17 protein-coding genes are annotated in these 19765 nt (G+C 58.4%); 6 read left to right on the forward strand and 11 right to left on the reverse strand.

Annotated features, from left to right (window positions below; genetic code table 11):
- The first annotated feature begins 88 nt into the window (after positions 1–88).
- Together ACR0CZ_RS11900 and ACR0CZ_RS11905 are read left to right on the forward strand one after the other, a co-directional pair.
- Entirely contained in the window at positions 89–2551 is a 2463-nt protein-coding gene (locus ACR0CZ_RS11900) for a penicillin acylase family protein (RefSeq protein WP_170396872.1), read from the forward strand.
- Between the two features lie 103 nt (positions 2552–2654).
- A complete protein-coding gene (locus ACR0CZ_RS11905) occupies positions 2655–3050 on the forward strand; it encodes a nuclear transport factor 2 family protein (protein WP_170396870.1) in 396 nt (131 codons plus the stop codon).
- Here the strand turns inward: ACR0CZ_RS11905 and hflX are convergent.
- From hflX to trkA, 4 genes are all read right to left on the reverse strand, one after another.
- Positions 3047–4318, reverse strand: a complete 1272-nt coding sequence (hflX, locus tag ACR0CZ_RS11910; RefSeq protein ID WP_170396869.1) for a GTPase HflX — start codon at positions 4316–4318, stop codon at positions 3047–3049. The two genes, ACR0CZ_RS11905 and hflX, sit on opposite strands and share 4 nt — an antisense overlap.
- Positions 4318–4557 (reverse strand): RNA chaperone Hfq, encoded by a 240-nt coding sequence (gene hfq, locus ACR0CZ_RS11915; protein ID WP_005982826.1) that lies wholly within the window; start codon positions 4555–4557, stop codon positions 4318–4320. The genes hflX and hfq overlap by 1 nt, the downstream gene beginning before the upstream one ends.
- 131 nt (positions 4558–4688) lie before the next feature.
- Complete coding sequence (locus ACR0CZ_RS11920) at positions 4689–6230, reverse strand: TrkH family potassium uptake protein (RefSeq protein ID WP_170396867.1); 1542 nt, start codon at positions 6228–6230, stop codon at positions 4689–4691.
- Complete coding sequence (gene trkA, locus ACR0CZ_RS11925) at positions 6230–7606, reverse strand: Trk system potassium transporter TrkA (RefSeq protein WP_170396865.1); 1377 nt, start codon at positions 7604–7606, stop codon at positions 6230–6232. The genes ACR0CZ_RS11920 and trkA overlap by 1 nt, the downstream gene beginning before the upstream one ends.
- A 96-nt stretch (positions 7607–7702) precedes the next feature.
- Between trkA and ACR0CZ_RS11930 the strand changes: the two genes are divergently transcribed.
- Positions 7703–8182: a hypothetical protein gene (locus tag ACR0CZ_RS11930; RefSeq protein WP_170396863.1), complete on the forward strand. Its 480-nt coding sequence runs from the start codon at positions 7703–7705 to the stop codon at positions 8180–8182.
- On the opposite strand, the gene ACR0CZ_RS11935 is transcribed toward ACR0CZ_RS11930, so the two are convergent.
- From ACR0CZ_RS11935 to dusB, 7 genes are all read right to left on the reverse strand, one after another.
- Positions 8147–9340 carry an MFS transporter gene (locus ACR0CZ_RS11935; RefSeq protein WP_170465308.1) on the reverse strand — a complete coding sequence of 398 codons (1194 nt, stop codon included), beginning with the start codon at positions 9338–9340 and terminating at the stop codon, positions 8147–8149. The genes ACR0CZ_RS11930 and ACR0CZ_RS11935 overlap by 36 nt on opposite strands.
- 43 nt (positions 9341–9383) lie before the next feature.
- The gene (locus ACR0CZ_RS11940) at positions 9384–9974 is read right to left on the reverse strand and encodes a helix-turn-helix domain-containing protein (protein ID WP_170465307.1); all 591 of its coding nucleotides are present in this window, start codon (positions 9972–9974) and stop codon (positions 9384–9386) included.
- Positions 9971–11380 carry a nitrogen assimilation response regulator NtrX gene (gene ntrX, locus ACR0CZ_RS11945; RefSeq protein WP_170396856.1) on the reverse strand — a complete coding sequence of 470 codons (1410 nt, stop codon included), beginning with the start codon at positions 11378–11380 and terminating at the stop codon, positions 9971–9973. Before ntrX ends, ACR0CZ_RS11940 begins: the two co-directional genes overlap by 4 nt.
- On the reverse strand, positions 11377–13602 hold the full coding sequence (locus tag ACR0CZ_RS11950) for a sensor histidine kinase NtrY-like (RefSeq protein ID WP_480453723.1): 2226 nt from the start codon (positions 13600–13602) through the stop codon (positions 11377–11379). The genes ntrX and ACR0CZ_RS11950 overlap by 4 nt, the downstream gene beginning before the upstream one ends.
- 162 nt (positions 13603–13764) lie before the next feature.
- Positions 13765–15132 (reverse strand): sigma-54-dependent transcriptional regulator, encoded by a 1368-nt coding sequence (locus ACR0CZ_RS11955; protein ID WP_170396851.1) that lies wholly within the window; start codon positions 15130–15132, stop codon positions 13765–13767.
- Positions 15132–16211 (reverse strand): two-component system sensor histidine kinase NtrB, encoded by a 1080-nt coding sequence (locus tag ACR0CZ_RS11960; protein ID WP_170396849.1) that lies wholly within the window; start codon positions 16209–16211, stop codon positions 15132–15134. Before ACR0CZ_RS11960 ends, ACR0CZ_RS11955 begins: the two co-directional genes overlap by 1 nt.
- Entirely contained in the window at positions 16208–17137 is a 930-nt protein-coding gene (dusB, locus tag ACR0CZ_RS11965) for a tRNA dihydrouridine synthase DusB (RefSeq protein WP_480536971.1), read from the reverse strand. The genes ACR0CZ_RS11960 and dusB overlap by 4 nt, the downstream gene beginning before the upstream one ends.
- 233 nt (positions 17138–17370) lie before the next feature.
- Between dusB and ACR0CZ_RS11970 the strand changes: the two genes are divergently transcribed.
- From ACR0CZ_RS11970 to ACR0CZ_RS11980, 3 genes are read left to right on the forward strand one after another with little or no spacing between them, the layout of a single operon-like run.
- On the forward strand, positions 17371–18501 hold the full coding sequence (locus ACR0CZ_RS11970; RefSeq protein ID WP_170396845.1) for a bifunctional 2-C-methyl-D-erythritol 4-phosphate cytidylyltransferase/2-C-methyl-D-erythritol 2,4-cyclodiphosphate synthase: 1131 nt from the start codon (positions 17371–17373) through the stop codon (positions 18499–18501).
- On the forward strand, positions 18498–18995 hold the full coding sequence (locus tag ACR0CZ_RS11975; protein ID WP_170396843.1) for a phosphatidylglycerophosphatase A family protein: 498 nt from the start codon (positions 18498–18500) through the stop codon (positions 18993–18995). Before ACR0CZ_RS11970 ends, ACR0CZ_RS11975 begins: the two co-directional genes overlap by 4 nt.
- On the forward strand, positions 18992–19474 hold the full coding sequence (locus ACR0CZ_RS11980; protein WP_170396841.1) for a CinA family protein: 483 nt from the start codon (positions 18992–18994) through the stop codon (positions 19472–19474). The genes ACR0CZ_RS11975 and ACR0CZ_RS11980 overlap by 4 nt, the downstream gene beginning before the upstream one ends.
- Positions 19475–19765: the final 291 nt, after the last annotated feature.

The following is a 19765-nucleotide window of genomic DNA, read 5'->3' on the forward strand; positions in this document are numbered from 1 at the left end:
CACAAATTCCAGTGGCATTCCTCTTTCGGTCGGGCGGAGGTTCCAGTAACCTTGGCGCAAATGACCGCATAGAATTCTCGGGGGACAGATGGGCCTGGTTTTTCGCTGGCTGGTGAGACTTACGACAGGCCTGATCCTGCTGGCAATCGCTGCTGTGGGGTTGGTCTACTTTCTGGCCAGCCAATCCCTGCCTGAATACAATCAAACCCTTGAAGTTGAAGGAATAACTGCCCCTGTCGAGATCGTTCGCGACACTGCAAATGTGCCGCATATACTGGGCCAGTCCGACCCGGACGTGTTCTTTGGTCTGGGCTATGCCCATGCACAAGACAGGCTGTGGCAGATGACCATTCTGCGTCGGACCGCACAGGGCCGCTTGTCCGAAGTGTTCGGCCAGCGCACGGTAGCCATCGACAAATTACTGCGTCGTTTCGATCTTTACGGGCTCGCCCATCGCTCAGTCGAGTTTCAGGACGACTATACCAAGGCCGCGCTTCGCGCTTATTCCGCAGGGATCAACGCCCGGCTTACCGAGATCAACGAACAGGCGCTTGGACGTGGCGCCCCCGAGATGTTCCTGTTCAACGCCCCCGTTCCCCCATGGCAGCCGGGCGACAGCGTAGCGATTATCAAGCTGATGAGCCTGCAGCTTTCCGGCCATCTTGCTGATGAAGTGTTGCGCGCACGCACATCGCTGATGCTGGATAATCCCGCACGGCTGGCCGACATTCTGCCCGACGTCCCCGGCCCCGGTATTGCCGCGCTGCCCGAGTATGCTGATCTGTTTCCAGACCTTCCGCGCTATGCCCAAGGCACCCCGATGCCCGACACGCCGCTGTCGCCTTTCCCGCAGCGCGGGCTGGCAGGTGCGTCAAATGCGTGGACCGCCGCGCCGTCCCGCTCGGCCAGCGGTGGCACGTTGCTGGCAAACGATCCGCATCTGGGCCTCACCGCCCCGGGTATCTGGTATCTGGCGCGGCTGGAACTGGCCAAAGGCGGCGTTATCGGTGCAACCATTCCAGGCGTACCGGCAATCTCAGCCGGACGGAGTGAGCGCTTGGGCTGGGGCCTTACCTCATCCTATCTGGACGATCAGGACGTTCACATCGAACAACTGAACCCCGACAATCCCGAAGAATACCTTACCCCAGACGGCTACAAACGCTTTCAGACCCGCCCTTCGATTATCGAGATCAAAGACGCCGCCCCAATTACCCTGACCCTGCGCTGGACCGAGAATGGCCCGGTTCTGCCGGGCACGCATTATGATCTGGAAACCATCACACCACCGGGCCATGTCGCGTCTCTGTCGTGGAGCGCGCTAAGCCCCCGCGATACATCCATGAGCGCCTCTTTGGCGCTGATGAATGCCGATTCAGTTCGAGACGCCATTGACGCGGCCGAGGACTATATTGCCCCTTCGCAAAACTTGTCACTTGTCGATAAAGACACGATCGGCATGAAACTGGTCGGCGCAATGCCCCGGCGCGATCTGAACAATCAAAGCCGAGGCCGCATTCCCACCCCCGGCTGGCTGGAACGGAACCGTTGGCAGGGCCGCCTGCCCTATTCAGACAATCCTGAATTCGTGGCCCCAGTCGGTGGAGTTCTGGGTAACACAAACAACAAGATTATCGACCGGCCCTTCCCGCGCCATGTGTCGTACGAGTGGGGCGACACCCAGCGGGTCAATCGCTGGGAACGCCTGATGCAATCGCGCGAGGTACATACGCGTGACAGTTTTATCGAAGCGCAGTTGGACACGGTTAGCTTTACAGCGCGATCACTGCTTCCTCTGATCGGCGCCGACCTCTGGTTTACCGGTGAGTCGGCACCCGATGGCACGCCCGAACGGCAGCGTCAGATCGCGCTGGATCTGCTGGCCAACTGGAACGGTGAGATGAACGAGCATCTGCCGGAACCCCTGATCTACGCCGCATGGTTGCGCGCGCTGCAAATCCGCCTGATCTCGGACGAACTTGGCCCGCTGGCTGCCGAATACAAGCATGTCGAGCCGCTGTTTATCGAACGGGTGTATCGCGATATCGACGGTGCCTCGGTCTGGTGCGACGTGGTTCAGAGCGCGCCCGTTGAAAACTGCACCGACATGGCACGACTGGCCCTGGATGACGCGATCATTTGGATTTCCGAGCGCTATGGCCCCGCACTCGAATCTTTACGCTGGGGCGATGCGCATCAGGCCACCCAGGACCACCCTGCGCTGGGCCAGGTTCCGGTGCTGCGGTTTTTCGTCAACATCCGCCAATCCACCAGCGGTGGCGATAACACCCTGCTGCGCGGGCGCACGTCAGGCGAAGGACCGGACCCGTTCCAGAATGTGCATGGCGCAGGTTATCGTGGCGTCTACGATTTTGCGGACCCCGATAGTTCGGTTTTCATCACCGCAACTGGCCAGTCAGGCCATTTCTTATCTCGCTATTATGACGATCAGGCCCAACTATGGCGGCGCGGGGAATACATCCCCATGTCGCTGGATATCGGGCTTGCCCGAGCAGCGGCAGTTGGTGTGACCGTCCTGAACCCGCGCTGATCTGATCGGCAAATCCCCGCCCCTTTTTGAACCTCGCGTGGCGCGCCCCTTCGTTATCGCCTAAACTCGTCTGGCCGTCGCATTGCACGAAGGGGGAAAATGCATGGGCAGCTTTCGAGACACCTTAAACAATCTCGCACGCGATTATGCGATCGCCTGGAGCTCGGGCGATCCCGACTTGGTCGCCAGTTTTTTCGCCCCCGAAGGTCAGATCAGCATTAATCGCGGTGAGCCCCTGCGTGGCCATGCCGAAATCGCCGAAATGGCCCGCGGGTTCTATGCAGAATTCCCCGATCTTGAGGTGCGTTGCGATATGATGCGTTGGGCCGGAGGGCATGCCATTTTTGTCTGGACCCTCGAAGGCCATCACGCCGAGACCGGCAACCGTGTCGTTACACGCGGCTGGGAAGAGTGGGAGCTTTCAAAGGACAACAAGGTGCTATCTTCGCTTGGGTGGTTCGATGCAGAGGATTACCAGCGTCAGATAGACGGTACCTAGAACGCCGCGAAGCGGGACGCCTGCTTGTCAGTCCAGAGCACCGTGATCTCGAACCCCTCTTCGGTCTGATCTTCAGACCTGACCACATCCTGACGATAGAGCCACGCGCGTTTGTCACCATCGGCAAAGCCCAGTTTCAGGATAGTCTCATGCCGCGCGCCCTGCAGGATCGTGGCGATTTCAGACAGCAGCGGATCAACACCTTCGCCCGTTACGGCCGATATGGCAAAGATCGCCGGATCACGCTCGGCCCGGGCAAGCGCGGCTTCGCGGTCTTCCGGGCTCAGCAGATCGATCTTGTTCCAAACCTCCAACCGGGGGCGACTGTCCTCGACACCCAGAGAGTTCAGGATAGCCTCGACATCCCGTGCCTGTGCTTCGGTTTCTTCGTGGCTGATATCGCGGACATGCACGACCAGATCAGCCCCCAGAACCTCTTCCAGCGTGGCGCGGAAGGCCGCAACCAGTTCCGTAGGCAGGTTCGAGATGAAACCCACGGTATCGGACAGGATCACCTCGGGGCCATCCGGCAGCTCAACCCGTCGCATGGTTGGGTCCAACGTGGCGAACAGCATGTCTTTTGCCATCACCTCGGCCCCGGTTAGGCTGTTGAACAGCGTGGATTTCCCGGCGTTTGTATAGCCAACAAGTGCAACAATCGGGTATGGAACCTTCGCGCGCGCTGCGCGGTGTAAGGTGCGGGTCTTCACCACTTTTTGCAATTGGCGGCGCAGGCGGACCAGTTGTTCATCAATGGCACGCCGGTCGGCCTCGATCTGAGTTTCACCGGGACCACCCACAAACCCAAGGCCACCGCGCTGACGTTCCAGGTGGGTCCAGGCCCGAACCAGTCGCGTACGCTGATAGCTAAGCGCGGCCATCTCAACTTGCAGCACACCTTCACGGGTACGCGCACGGTCGCTGAATATTTCCAGAATCAAACCGGTCCGGTCGAGGATTTTGACCTTCCACGCTTTTTCCAGATTGCGCTGCTGAACCGGAGTCACTGGCCCGTCGATCAGAACCAGCTCGATCTCATTGTCGTGGAGGCGTTCGGCCAGTTCCTCGATCTTGCCGCTGCCGAACAGAAAACCAGCCTGCGCGCGCGGTAGGCGCACTATTTCGGAACCGACCACATCCAGATCGGGCAAAGCGGCAGCTAGTGCCACCGCCTCTTCCAGCGCTGGTTCGGGCACACGGCGCTGTTCATCTGATTTGATTTCGGGATGCAGCACCCAAGCCCGGGTGCGCGCCCTCTCATGTTCCATCAAGAGGCGTCTTCGCCCTCATAAAGGTTGATCGGCTGTGACGGCATGATGGTCGAAATCGCATGCTTGTACACCAACTGCGACTGTCCGTCGCGGCGCAGCAGCACGCAGAAGTTATCGAACCAGGTGATTACACCCTGCAATTTCACACCGTTGATCAGGAATATTGTGACCGGGACCTTTGCTTTCCGTACATTGTTCAGGAACGCGTCCTGCAGATTCTGTCTGTCCGAAGCCATATTTTGTTATCTCGCCATTGTTCTTGCTACGCGCTGCGGACCAACGCGCTCCCTCCGGCAGAGTATGGAGTGCCGCGCACAGATATTCCAGATGAAAAATCAGGCAGTAACACCAGGTGCCTGACGCAGGGTCAATCGCGCCACAGCGTTGGCGTAATCAGTGCCACGATCGCCAGAGTTTCCAACCGCCCGATCACCATCGCCGCGCAGACCGTCAACTTGGCCCCGCTGGAAAGATCAATCAGACGTATGGGCACATCCGTTGCCAATTCTATCAACGGCCCCGTGGTGCTGAGTGCAGCAACGCTAAGCAGCATGGCCTGTTCAAAACCTACGCCCATGACGGCCAGCAACAAATCGAACAAGGCCAACGTCAGGGCGAACATCATCAGGAAGATCCAGGCGATGAAGGCACCGTCGCTTTGAATGCGGCGGTTGCCGCCACCCTCTCCGCTGACCGAAGAAGGATAGATCAGTCGATCAATCTCGCGCTTGCCATTCAGATAGAGCGCAAAAACCCGCAACAGCTTTACCCCACCCGCAGTCGTCGCCACGCCTCCTCCGACCAGGGCTAGCCCCATCAGAATCAGGCCCGGTGTGCTCAAGCCCGACAATTGCTGCGCGTCGTTCCAGTTGGCGCTTTCAAATCCGGCCGTGGTCAGAAACGACATCGCCGTAAACATGAACCCCCAAAAAACGCCAAGTGCTTGCCGCACTTCTACAGCAATGTTCAGTTCGGCCGTTCCAGCCAAAAACCGGATGAACAGCAGCACAGCGACCGCCAGCACGATGAAGATGCCAATCCGAAATTCTGGGTCTTTGTCCAGCCGCGAATACCCTGAGGTCGCTGTATCGGTCGAAAAGGTCAGCCGCGACAGGGCAAAGAACAGGAACAGGAACAGGATCGCCTCGCCAGTGATTCCTGCGGTCGATCCTTCCAATCCACCGACGGGTGATATGCCGGAAGTCGCAATCACTGACATCGCGTGGCTCACGGCAGTAAGCCCTTGCTCACCTGCGATCAACAGCAGGATCCAGATCACAGCTGTCAAACCCGCATAGACGGGTGCCAATGTGCGCGACACGCGGATCAGATGGCCGCGTGGATCGGACTTCTCGCTCTGTGCCACGCCCGAGACGGGACGCCCTGGTTGCCCCCGGGCTGTGACTTCGAAACCGCCCAACGACAAGGGTGCCAGAATCGCGGCCGCCGAGATCCACATCAGCAATCCGCCCATCCAACCGACCAACGCGCGCCATAAGTGCAACGGCGCCGAAAGGCGTGCGGGATCGGGGAACAGATCAGCGCCGGTTGTGGTCAGCGCGCTGACCATATCGAAATAGGCGTTCAGGAAGCTGGTTGTCCCCAGCGCATCATGAAACGGAATAGCAAGAAATATCGGCAGTACGGTAAAGGCGGCCAGCAGAACCGCCAATTGGCCAAGCGTTCCCCGCCGTGGTCGTCGGTTCGACATGGCCAGAGCTATGATCGACACCGCAAAAACACCCAGCAATCCGGAATAGAAGAATGACCGTGAGGTGGCGTGATCATCCAGCGCCAGCGCATAAACTGCGGGTATCCACATTGCCAGCGACACGATACCCCAGATCATCAGCAGCAGCGGCAATCGCCGCAATACTCCGATCCGTTGCTGTCCGCGTGCCTGCAACATCAGAAGAAATCGATTGAAACCTGCATCAGACGCTCAACCTCGGGCACGTCTTTGGCCATTGCAAAGATCGCCACCACGTCTTTCTCGTCGATGCGCAGGCTGCCGGTCGGGCGCAGAACCTCGTCACCTTTGCGTACTGCGCCGACCAGAACGCCTTCTGGGAAATCGATGTCGCGCAGCTTTTGTCCGGCCATGGGCGAGGTTGATAGCACTTCGGCCTCGATTACCTCGGCCTCGGCATCACCAATGGAATACACCTGACGCACGCGCCCGTGCCGAATGTGACGCAGGATCGAACTGACAGTGGTGGCGCGCGGGTTGATATATGCGTCAATCCCCAGCGGTCCCATCAAAGCGACCATGCTGGGATCGTTGATCAGGGCGATGGCCAGTGGACAACCCTCTCCCTTGGCGCGTACCGCGGCCAGCATGTTGGTGCGATCGTCATCCGTGACCGCCAACATCGCGTCGGCGCGCTCAATCCCTGCTTCGCTCAGCAAAGATGAATCTAGGCCGTCGCCGTTCAGAACAATCGTCCGCTCCAATGCTTCGGCAGCGATTTCGGCGCATTTGCGGTCACGCTCGATAATCTTGGCACGCACCCGGCTTTCGCGCTCTTCCAGTGTGCGGGCCACTTCCAACCCGACATTACCGCCGCCGACGATCACCACACGATCTTGCTTACGCTGAGCCTTGCCGAACACCTCCATCGTACGTTCAACGTCCTTGACGCTGGTGAAGACGTAGCATTCGTCGCCTACAAACAGCTGATCCTCGGATTCCGGTGCAAACAGCGTCCCTTCGCGGCGCACACCAACCACAATCGAGCTGAGCGTGGAAAACAGGTCGGTCAATTGTCGCAGCGGTGTGTTGACGATTGGGCAGTCTTCCTCGACCCGAATGCCCAGCAGCTGCGCCTTACCGTCCATGAAAATCTCGGTATCGAAAGCAGAGGGTGCCGAAAGACGGCGCATCGCTGCGGCGGCAACCTCGCGCTCGGGGCTAATTACGACATCGATGGGCAGATGATCACGACGGTACAGATCGGAGTGGATCGCCTCAAGATAGGATTTTGATCGCAAACGCGCGATCTTGCGCTGGATCGAAAAAACCGAGTGCGCCATCTGGCAGGTGACCATATTCACCTCGTCCGAATGGGTCGCGGCGATGATCATATCGGCGTCCCGCGCCCCTGCCCGATCCAGCACATCCGGATAACTGGCGAAACCGGCGATCCCCTGCACGTCCAGCGTCTCGGTCGCGCGACGTACCAGATCGGGATTGTTGTCGACCACCGTCACATCGTTCAGTTCGCCCGAAAGGTGACGCGCAATCTGCCAGCCGACCTGACCGGCACCGCATATGATGACCTTCATGCTCTTGGCCTTTCTGCCTGAAATCTTTGAATGACAGATGCCCCCAAAGCGGTCAATTGAATTGTCATGCCTCCTAAGCTGCGCCAAAGTAAGCATATGAAAACCATTCTGCCTGCCCTGATCTGCCTGCTGACGCTGTCCGCCTGTGGTCCGCTTTCTTTGTATTATCGCGAAGGTGAGAGCGTCTCGAGGATGCAGACCGAGACCACGAACTGTCAGGTGCAAGCCCTCAAGGACGCCCCTGTCGCCAATCAGGTCCGGCAGAGCCCGCCAGTCTATTGGCCTGGGCGCACCTATTGCGATGGCCGAGGACGCTGCTATCGCAACCCCGGATGGTGGGAGCCTGGGCGGGTCTATACCGTCGACGTGAATCAGGGGCTGAGAAACAAGGTCGAGGCGCAGTGCATGGCCCAAAAGGGCTATCGCCCGGTCAGCCTTCCGCCTTGCAAACAGGGTGTCAAATCGCGGGTCACGCCCACGCGCACCACGACGCTCCCGCCGCTGAACAGCGCGTCCTGTTTCGTGAAATTTGACGACGGGTCATTTCAGATCATCACTCCGGGACAAGCCAGCTGATTTGCGACGCCGCGCCAGCAGCAGATGCGCTATGATCGCGATGCTATAGAACGCGGCGACGGCTACAAACATGCCAGCCTCATCGACGCCCAGCAATATCGCCAGCAATACCGGGGTTCCAAGCAGGTTTCCGGCATTGCCCATCTGCGCCATCGCACCATAACTCAGAGCTTGGGCTTCGGTGGTATCGTTTAACTCTGGCACAGCGGCGAAGCTGCCGCCCTGTACAAGCCCGAGCACGGCAAACAAGGCGATACTTCCGAACGTAAGGGGCGCCCCCAGAAACAATGCGATGATCGTCGCGATCCCCAGCATAAAGCCCAGATTGACGACGCTGACGCAGGACAGGACGGTCAACAGCAAGGGCACCAGCAGCCATGACAGTACAAACCCTGCCAGGGGCATAAGTGCCGCAATCGATGCGCCCTGCCCTTCGGGTAAACGCCCCGGCAGGATCGCTAAAAGAGAAACAAATGTCAGCGTGTAAAAGAACCAGCCAATTGCCGGGGCCGAAATAAAGGGTGAGCGGTAGGTCCTGATATGCACATCAAGGAAGGCGGAGAGCCCCCACCCGGTACCCTCCGTCTGGCCTATGTCGGTTTTCAGATCGCTAAGCGAGATCAGCGCGGCGATCAGCAGCATCAGACCCCCGTGCATGGCAAAGTATGTGGGCAGTCCGAAACGATCGACGATGGGCAGCCCAACCCAAGCGTTTAATGCGAATGCAACGCCAAAGAATGTACTCCACAGCACCATGGAATTATACCGCGCCCGACCGGATGTGATCTGAGCAATCAGCGTCGGTGCCGCCACCACAATCGCAAGATGGGACAGCCCCTCGATCACCCGGCTGAGCAGCATCAGTTGAAAAACCGGCAAGCTTGCTTGCAGCAAAGATAACGCGCCACCGAGCACAAGCCCTAATAGCAATAGACGATTTGGCCCAATACGCGCTGTGATCGCTCCGGATATCGCGCCCAAAGCAGCCCCCATTAGACTGATAATGGACAGCAACCAGCCGATCACGGCAGCGTTGTCCGGGTACAACAGCCCCACATCAGAAAATGGTACGGCAATCTTTGCAAATTGGGTTGCCGCACCGAGGCCAGCAAACCAGATCAGCATGACCTGCAAGAATGTACGAAAAGAGTCACTCATGCAGCCGGTCTATCGCGCCTAACCTGCCAGCGGAACGCATAAATTATGCGGTGACTTCGCGCCGCCCGCTGACCAGACGGACCGGAGTGCCATCACCCAGATACAACCGCTCCCACACGATTTGCCCGGCGCTGATCCTGATTTGATCATGCACAGCCTCGGAAGTCAGAAACGCTTTGGGTGAAGGCGAATGCAAATCCCACCAGCCATCGTTCTGCAGTTCTGCTTCGGCTTGTCGGATCTCATCCGTTGCAAATTGCCAAAGCGACACGCCCAGCAAGGCGCGCTGTGAGGTCTTCCAATCCAGCGCCCGGCTGCCCGAATAAGCAAGGCAGATATGGCTGGCCTCTTCGACAAGGTGCAAGCACTCTGCCGAATGAACGACCAGACGTTTCAGCGCAGAATCCTGCACCCGAACCGGCCCCAACGCTGCAAAAACGGACTGTTGAATATGCGGCGATGGCGTTTGACCCCCGTTTTCCCACCGGGAAATCGTGGTTTGGTCGACTTCAATCAGATCTGCGAGGGCGGATTGCTTAAGTCCAACCGACCGCCGCAACCGCTTCAACCGTTTACCAAAGGCGGGAAAACCGATGGAAACGGCTACGGTCTTCTTATTCGGCGCGGTACTCACTCGGCTGGTTCGGGCTCGTCAATTTGAGCCACCCGCGCACCGGATTTGTTCGAGGTCACTACGCCCAGCGACTTGAGCTTGCGATGCAAGGCGCTGCGTTCCATGCCGACAAAACTGGCCGTGCGGCTTATGTTGCCGCCAAACCGATTGATCTGGGTCAGCAAATATTCACGCTCGAACGCTTCGCGCGCCTCACGCAGCGGCAGCGTCGCCAGTGCGCCAGACAGTACCACGCGCCCGGACTCGTCGGATTTCTCTTCTTCGTTGGGCAACTCGCGGGCCTCGATCGGGCCAGTGCTGTCGCCTAGGATCAGCACCCGCTCGATCAGGTTCTTCAGCTGACGCACATTGCCCGGCCATGTCATCGTTTGTAGCAAAGCAATAGCCTCATCCGACAGCTCGCGCATCGGCAGACCCTGTGTATCGTTGCACATCTCGATGAAATGTTGCGCCAGAACCGGGATGTCCTCTCGCCGTTCCTCCAGCGAGGGAACCGCAATCGGCACCACATTCAGCCGGTGATACAGTTCTTCGCGGAACCGTTCGGCGGCGATCTCTTCTTCCAGATCGCGGTTGGTCGAGGAAATGACCCGCAGATCAACCCGCACCTTGTCAGAGCCACCAACACGCTGGAATTGCTGATCAACCAACACGCGAAGAATCTTGGACTGCGTCCCCAGCGGCATGTCAGCGACTTCGTCGAAGTAGACAACGCCGCCATGCGCCTCTTCCAGCAGGCCTGACTCGATTCCGCGCTCAGACGATTCTCGTCCGAACAGAACCTCTTCAACCCTCTCAGGTTCAATCCCCGCACAATTGACCGTCACAAATGGGGCATTCGCCCGGTTGGAATGGGCATGGATATAGCGCGCGGCAATTTCCTTGCCCGACCCAGCCGGCCCGCTGAGCATAACCCGGCCATTCGACTTTGTTACCTTGTCCAACTGCCCCTGCATCGCGCGGAACGACGCAGAATTGCCAATCATGTCTGAACAGCTGACTTCCTGCCGCTTCAGCGAGGCATTCTCGCGACGCAGGCGCGAGGTTTCCATCGCACGGCGGATCACCACCATCAACTGGTCAATGTTAAAGGGCTTTTCGATAAAGTCGTAAGCCCCCTGCTTGATAGCCGCCACCGCAATCTCGATATTGCCATGTCCGGAAATGATCACCACCGGAACATCCGGGTTGTCCCGTTTTACAGCTTTCAGGATGTCGATCCCGTCCATTCGGCTGTCTTTCAGCCAGATATCCAAGATCAACAGTCCGGGAGGTTCAGCATTGATCGACGACATGCACTCATCCGAGTTTGCCGCCAACCGGGTGGAATAGCCTTCGTCCTCCAGAATGTCGGACACCAATTCGCGAATATCGCGTTCGTCATCTACGATCAGAATGTCGCTCATCTTTGGCCTGCTTTCAGTTTGTTTGTTTTAATCGCCTGTTTTTCCGGCGCATTTGTCGGGCCGCCTGAGGCCCCGGGTAGACGAATGACAGCCATTGCGCCGAAATGGTCCTGTCCGTCGAATGTGGGCGCGTCTTCCAATGTCAGCGCTCCGCCATGTTCTTCGATGATCTTCTTTACGATGGGCAGGCCAAGGCCTGTGCCTTCGTCACGCGTAGTCACATAAGGTTCGAACAGCCGTGCCCTGTCCTCAGGCAGACCGATGCCATTGTCCGCAATGGTGATCTGCGTTCCTGCATCGTCAGTGGAGACTACGACTTTGATCTGAGGTTTCAGATTGTCCGGTGCGCCTTTTTCTTTCAGCGTTTCAATAGCCTCGCCCGCGTTCTTGATCAGGTTCGTCAACGCTTGGCTCAACATGGTCGAATCCACATCCGCCAAAATGGGCTGTTCAGGTAAGTCCGCATCGATCTGAACATCAGGCTGACCCGCCTGCTGCAACAGAACCGCCTCACGCACTAGCGTCACGATATTCTCTTCGCGCCGTTCCGGTTCGGGCATGCGTGCGAATTTCGAGAACTCGTCAACAATCCGCCGCAGATCATTGGTCTGCCGCACGATCACGTCGGTCATCGATTCCAGGCTATCGCAATCGTCCTCGTCCAGCTTGCGCGAGAATTTGCGTTTGATTCGCTCGGCGCTCAGTTGGATCGGTGTCAGCGGATTCTTGATCTCATGCGCAATGCGACGGGCCACATCACCCCACGCCGCCATGCGCTGCGCGCTTACCAGATCGGTCACGTCATCAAAGGCTACAACGTAGCCTTCCAGCCTTCCATCCTCGCCACGCCGTGTCGCCATGCGTACCAGTAAGTTCTCCAACCGGCCTTTGCGGGTTACCTTGATCTCCCCCTGGACCGCCTCTTGCCCGCTGTCCTTAAGGGCTTCGAACAAAGGCAAAAATTCGGGAACAGCGATGCCGATAGCCAGGTTCTGCTCTCCACCAGACCAGCCCAGAAGACGTTCAGCGGATCGGTTCACGAAGGTCACACAACCCTCTGAATCAACGCCAACGACACCGGATGTCACCGAGCTTAGAACTGAATCAAATAGCCGCCTTCGACGTTCGATATGGCGCGTGTTTTCCAACAGCGTGTCGCGCTGCCCCTTCAACTGACGAGTCATCTGGTTGAAGTAGCGGCCCAGCATCGCGATTTCGTCATCGCTGGCCTCTTCGATGACCTGAACACTCAGATCACCAGCACCAACGCGCTGCGCCGCCGTTGTCAGCCGTCCAACAGGGCGAGAAAGACGTTCGGCGAACCACATGCCCAGCGACATCGCGGCCAGAATCAGGATCACAGCAAAGCCGAGATAAAGAAGGCCGAATTCGAACAGGACCCTGCCCCGCTCACTTTCCAATTGGCTGTAGAACTGTGCTGTCTCTTTGGTTTCATCAAGCAGGGTCAGAAGCTGCCCATCAACCTCGCGACTGACATAAAGATACCGGTCAAGATAGGCATGCAAAGGAACAAGCGCGCGGAATTCGCTGTTCTCCCAATCGGCAATGATGGCCACGCCCTGATCATTGGCCTCGATCATCTCTTCGGGAGTTGGTGCCTCGTAGTCGAACAGGTAGGACCGATCACCGCGCGATCGGATTTCGGCGCTGCCATCGATCACATAGGCCTCGCGCAAACCGCGTTGTATCTGGGCCTGCCCCTGGGCCAGAACCTCTCGCAATTCGGCGTCTGAGACAAAATAATCCAACGATCGCGCGTTATCGAGGAAACGCGCCAGAACAACCGCATCCTGCGTCAGGCCCTCGCGGTGTTCCTGTTCGTAAGCTTCGGCTGCAGTTAGTGACGACCCAACCACCTGCCGCACACGGTCCGAGAACCAACCTTCAAGGCCGATATTCACCGTCAGCCCGGCGAAAATCGCCACCGTGACCGTCGGTACCAGAGCCAACAGCGTGAAAGCGCCGATCAGGCGCAGGTGAAGACGGGAGCCCGCAGATTTTGCGCGACGCGCGGCGATCAGACTGAACAATTGGCCCAACACCAGCGCAGCTACGACCAGCACGTAGACCAGATCAGCCAACAAAATCAGCCGCAGTGTCGGTGCCGCCGCGCCAAGATCAAAAGGGCCAATGACGAGATAGGTTGCAAGCGCCAGAACCGGGCCCAGCATAACCAATCCTAATGTACTGAAATTGCGCATCCTCCGGGACTTGCGCCACCGGTTGATCGATAGGATCGGCCCGTTCTGTGCCCGGGTTGCCACCGTCTGCCCTCATTCTGATGTGCCGCTTGCGCGGCTTACCGCCATATATCGTGGTCGTTCCCGGGGTCGAACCCGAATGCCACTGTTTGTGTGGCGATATTACATCAGTTTGCGACGGCGTGTCACCTGAATATCGAGGTCAGTAATCTTTTTCCGCAGCGTATTCCGGTTAATCCCCAGGAGATCAGCACATTTTGCCTGATTTCCACCAGTCGCATCCAGCGCGATTTCGATCAACGGTGCCTCGACTTCGCGTAGAATACGTTGATAGAGGCCGGGAGGCGGCAGGATGTTTCCGTGCAGATCAAAATACCGGCGCAGGTGACGACCAACAGAAGATGACAGCTTCTCACGCTCGCCATCACCCAGAACTGGTTCGGCCTCGGGCTGGCTACCCAGCACCATCTCAACTTCGGTGCGCGAGATTTCATCAGAACGGCTGGTTAGACCAAGACGCCGGATCGCATTTTCAAGCTGTCGGACATTGCCGGGCCAGGAATACCGGCGCACCAACTCAACCGCTTCGGGGCTGAGGCGACGCTGCGCGCCACTTTCCCGCTCCTCCCGCGCCAGAAAGTGATCGGTCAGCAAGGTGATATCATCAACCCGCTCGCGCAACGCAGGCACGTGGATCGTCGCACCGCAGAGACGGTAATAGAGATCTTGTCGTACGCGACCACTTTCCATTGCGTCGGTCAGATCTGATTGACTTGTGGCCATGAAACGCGGCACGTGATCGCCCGGCGTGTCCATCATGCGCACGATACGGGCCTGGATCTCATCATCAATATCGGCAATTTCATCGATCAGCAGCGTACCACCACGTACGCGCGCCATAACCCGTGCCGGGCCTTCCAAATCGCTCAGATCGGCAGCTGTCACGGTGACAAAGGGCAGTGTCCTTCGGTCAGAGAAATCGTGAATAGCGCGTGCTATCAGAGATTTACCCGTCCCACTTTCACCAGAAATCATCACAGACAGATCCGTGTTCATCACCCGGGCGACCAGACGATAAAGCGCCTGCATCACGGGGGTGCGCCCGACAAGCGGCAGTTCATCAGGTCGGTCTTCGCTGGCCATCACCGGCTCAGCCTGTACCCGCTGCTTTTGATCCAGCGCCCTCGCGGTGCGCTTCATCAGATCGGGCAAATCGAAAGGCTTTGGCAGATAATCGTAAGCTTCCGCCTCAGCCGCCTGAATGGCTGTCATGATGGTGTTCTGGGCCGAGATCACGATGACCGGCAAACCGGGACGGTCCTGCGCGATCTTTGGCAGCATCTCCAACCCGTTTCCATCCGGCATTACCACATCCGAGATCACAACGTCGCCCTTGCCTTCGGCTACCCAGCGCATCAGCGTGGTCAGCGAAGATGTCGCGTGAACCTTGCACCCCGCCCGCGTCAGGGCCTGTGTCAGAACCGTGCGGATCGTGCGGTCGTCATCGGCAACCAGAACTGTGCCATCCATCAGATGCTCTCCTTTTCATACGCGTCGTTCGGTGCACGCCGCAGGGACAGTCGAAAACTAGTGCGTCCGGGCACAGATTCAGCCGAAATCCAGCCGTCGTGGTCGGAAACGATCTTGCTGACCAGCGCCAGCCCAAGCCCGGTGCCGTTCTCCTTTCCCGACACGAAGGGGTCGAAAATATCACTGCGAATATTTTCCGGCAGGCCCGGCCCATCATCAATAATCTCGATCTGCAGAGGCAGCGAATGACCCGAACCGTCACTGCGCCGCAGTCGGAATGAATGCTCAAAATAGGTACGCAGTCGGATTGTACCGTTGCCATCAGCAGCTTCCGAAGCGTTTTTGAGCAAGTTCAGAACCACCTGCAGGAACTGATCCGGGTCCCCATAGGCCAAGGGCAGCGAGGGGTCGTAATCCTCGATAATCGTCATATGCGCGCCAAAACCCAACAGCGCTGACCGGCGCGCGCGATCCAGTACATCGTGGATATTGACCGGTTTGAAATCGGGTTGAGACAGGTTGCCGAACTGTTCTACCTGCTCCAACAACTTCACGATGCGGCGGCTTTCCTCAACGATAAGGTCAGTGAGCTCAAGATCTTGCTGCGAAATATTCATGCTGAGCAATTGCGCCGCACCGGTGATCCCTGCCAAAGGGTTCTTGATCTCATGCGCCAACATCTCGGCCATGCCAATCGCAGACTGCGCTGCCGATTTCACAGTGTTGCCACGGGTCATCCGACCGGCCAGTTCGCGCGGCGAGATGATCATGATCATTGAACCGGGATGCCCCATCAGCGGTGCGATTTGCAGCGCACATTGCAGCGGCGCGCGATTGCCCGACCCAACGTCCACATCGTTCACGAACAGCGGTGTACCTTGTTGACGCGCGCGCAGAAACGCCTCTTCCAACGGCGCGTCAACCGCGAGTTGATCCCAGACCGGGTGTCCAATCACTGCCTTGCGGGAGGCGTTCAGAAACCCCTCACCCGAGGAGTTGACGTCCGATATCCGATCTTCGGCATCGATAATGAACGCCGGAACCGGAAGCGAGGTCCAGATGCTCTGGTCCGAGGTCATGCTGCTGCCTCCGCCGTGCCACGCAGCGCATCTGCCAAAAGCCGTAACACCTCATTGGTGTCGCGGGATGTCAGGACAGCCCGCCGCAAAGTGGCGGGTGTTCCGGCCTCATCCATGTACCAACGGAGATGTTTGCGTGCGACGCGCAGGCCCAGATCGGTACCGTAGAACTCAAGCATCGCCAGATAATGGCCACGCACCATCTCGATCAGTTCAGTGCCCGTGGGAATGGTTGGAGAAGCAGCGCCATAGAGATCATGGCAAATCTGCGCCAGCAGCCAGGGCTTGCCCTGCGCCCCCCGACCTATCATGACGCCATCGGCCCCGGATTGATTCAGCGCGATTTGCGCGGCCTCGGTATCGACGATGTCACCGTTTGCGATGACAGGGATCGAGACGGCTTGTTTCACCGCCCGGATCGCCCGCCAATCTGCCCTGCCTTTATAGAATTGACAGCGCGTACGCCCATGGATGGTGACCATCCGGATGCCTGCGTCCTGCGCACGCCGCGCCACATCCGGCGCGTTCAGCAGATTGTCATCCCAGCCTAGCCGCGTTTTCAGCGTAACAGGCACATCAACTGCACCCACAACGGCCTCGATCAGCGTCAGTGCATGGTCCGGAGTTTTCAACAAAGCCGAACCGGAATAGCCGTTGGTTACCTTCTTTGCTGGGCAACCCATATTGATATCGATCACGCGCGCGCCCCGGTCAGCGACTTGCCGGGCGGCCTCGGCCATCCAATGCGCCTCGCGTCCGGCCAATTGCACTGCGGTGTTTTCCACATCCGCCGACAGCTCGGCCCGTTCACGTATGCCTGGTTTGGCCTGCACCATCTCTTGGCTGGCGACCATTTCGCTGACAACCATGCCCGCGCCGAAGCGCATCACAAGGTCCCTAAAAGGCCGGTCGGTGATTCCGGCCATTGGCGCCAACAGCACCGGAGGGGTCAGATCCTTTTCAGCAAGACGCAGGGCCAATGTGCTTAATCCTTGAGCAGTTGCGCATTTGATATCGAAATTGCGGCATATGAACAATAAAACGGGAGCATTCAAGCCCGCAAAATCATCATATGCTTATTTTTTAAGCAAATTGACGCGGGTGATTGCCTCTGCATTCACCGACCCCTAAACAATGCCCCAATCAGGAGACCTTTCAGATGACCACAGCCGCCATCATCGTCGCCGCCGGGCGCGGCCAGCGCGCCGGAGGCGGAGTGCCCAAACAGTGGCGTGCCTTGGCTGGGCGGCGCGTGGCCGATTGGACGATTGATCGCTTCGAAGGGTTGGTTGATCACGTCGTTTTGGTGCTGGCCGAAGAGGACACAGCCGTTTGGGAAGAATTCAGCGCGACAAACCTGATCCTTGCATCCGGCGGTGCAGACCGCGCCGGATCAGTGCGCAACGGGTTGCAGGCTTTGGAAGCGTACAGCGTTGAAAAGGTTTTGATTCACGATGTTGCCCGCCCCTGCGTCAGCGCTCGGATAATCGGCGATGTTCTTAAAGCACTCGACACGCATGCGGCAGCTGCTCCAGGCTTGGCCGTCACGGATGCGCTCTGGACAGGCGACGGTTCGACGGTGACAGGAACGCAGGATCGATCCGGCCTTTACGCTGCGCAGACACCGCAGGGATTTCATTACGGCACAATCACCGCCGCCCATTCAGCCCATCCCGGAGGTGCGGCGGATGATGTAGAAGTCGCGCGCGCTGCAGGAGTCGAAGTCGCGATTATTCCGGGCGATGCGGATAACCTGAAAATCACACAGCCCGAGGATTTCGCCCGGGCCGAACGTACAATGGGTATGAATATGGATGTAAGGCTGGGCAACGGCTACGACGTGCACCGCTTTGGTGACGGAGATCACGTGATCCTCTGCGGTGTGAAGGTGCCGCACAATCGTGGGCTCCAAGGTCACTCCGATGCAGATGTGGGGATGCACGCGGTCACCGACGCGATCTATGGCGCCCTGGCGCGGGGTGATATCGGACAGCATTTTCCGCCCTCCGATCCGCAGTGGAAAGGTGCAGCGAGTGAAATTTTCCTGCGCCACGCAGTCGAATTGGCTGGGCAGTTGGGCTATGAGATCTCGAATGTCGACTGCACACTGGTCTGCGAATTTCCCAAGATCGGCCCTCATGCCGATACCATGCGTGCCGAAATGGCACGGATCATGGGCTTGCGCACCGATCAGGTCTCGGTCAAGGCCACCACATCCGAACGGCTGGGCTTTACCGGTCGCAGCGAAGGCATTGCCTCGCTCGCAACTGCCTGTCTGGTGAAGTCATGACAGCGGCTCGTCTAATCGGAACCGTCTGCGGCGTCGGTTACCTCCGCCCTGCCCCCGGCACCTGGGGATCGCTGGCTGCTTTGCCGCTGGCGTGGGTTCTGCATACGCTGGGTGGCTTCCCCTTGCTGGTCATCTCAACACTCGCGGTTTTCTTCGGGGGCCTGTGGGCCACGCGAGTGATGACAGCTGGACAAGATGACCACGACCCGTCCGAAATTGTCATTGATGAAGTCGCGGGCCAGTTCATCGCGATATGGGCGATTTCCTACCCGTCTTGGGCGCATGGGATCGACATCACAGCGCTCTGGCCCGGCTGGATCGCGGGTTTTCTCTTGTTCCGCCTCTTCGACATTACCAAACCCGGTCCCATTGGCTGGGCCGACCGGCGTGGAGATCCGATGGGTGTCATGCTGGATGATGTGATCGCTGGCGTCTTTGCGGCCATCGGTGTGATCGTCCTCGCCGGTATCTCACATGGAGTCATGGGTCTATGACCGTTGTCGACCTGCTGGATCGCGCCAAGGCGCAGGGCATGATGATCGCCACTGCTGAAAGCTGTACCGGCGGTATGGTCGCCGCTGCACTGACTGACATCCCTGGCAGCTCTGCCGTGGTTGAGCGCGGCTTTGTCACCTACACCAACACCGCGAAGCAAGAGATGCTGGGCGTGCGCGCCGATACGCTTGAGACATATGGAGCAGTTTCAGAAGAAGTCGCCCAGGAAATGGCCAATGGCGCCCTGCAGAATTCGCGGGCACAGTTGGCGGTCTCGATCACCGGCATCGCGGGCCCCGGCGGGTCCGAACACAAACCCGAAGGCCGCGTATGCTTTGGCCTCGCTGCACAGGGTCAACCGACCCGAACCGAGACCGTGGAATTCGGAGCGCAGGGACGGGATAACGTACGTCGCGCTGCGCGGGACCACGCTTTGACCCTTTTGAGAGACGCTCTTGCTGATCTGGCTCGGACCTAAGAATACCTGCAGTCTACAGCGCATCATTTCGAATACTGGGCGCTGTATACAGTTACTGCGCGGCAGCCTACGCATTTGTGACGGCAATGGTGGTTGCGCTTCTTACCTCGCCTCGCATACACGTCGATACCGAGATTGAAGGCACGGTCTTGCCGATTGCGGAAAGCGAGCCTGAGAAATGAGCAGTCAAGCCCACCTTGGCTGCTCTGCCCGCAAGGGCATCAAGCGGACCTCTTGGGGGTCCGCTTTTCTTTTGGCGTGCCCTCTCGACTCTGGGCCGGGGGTCAGGCT

The organism is Ruegeria sp. H9 (assembly GCF_056532915.1).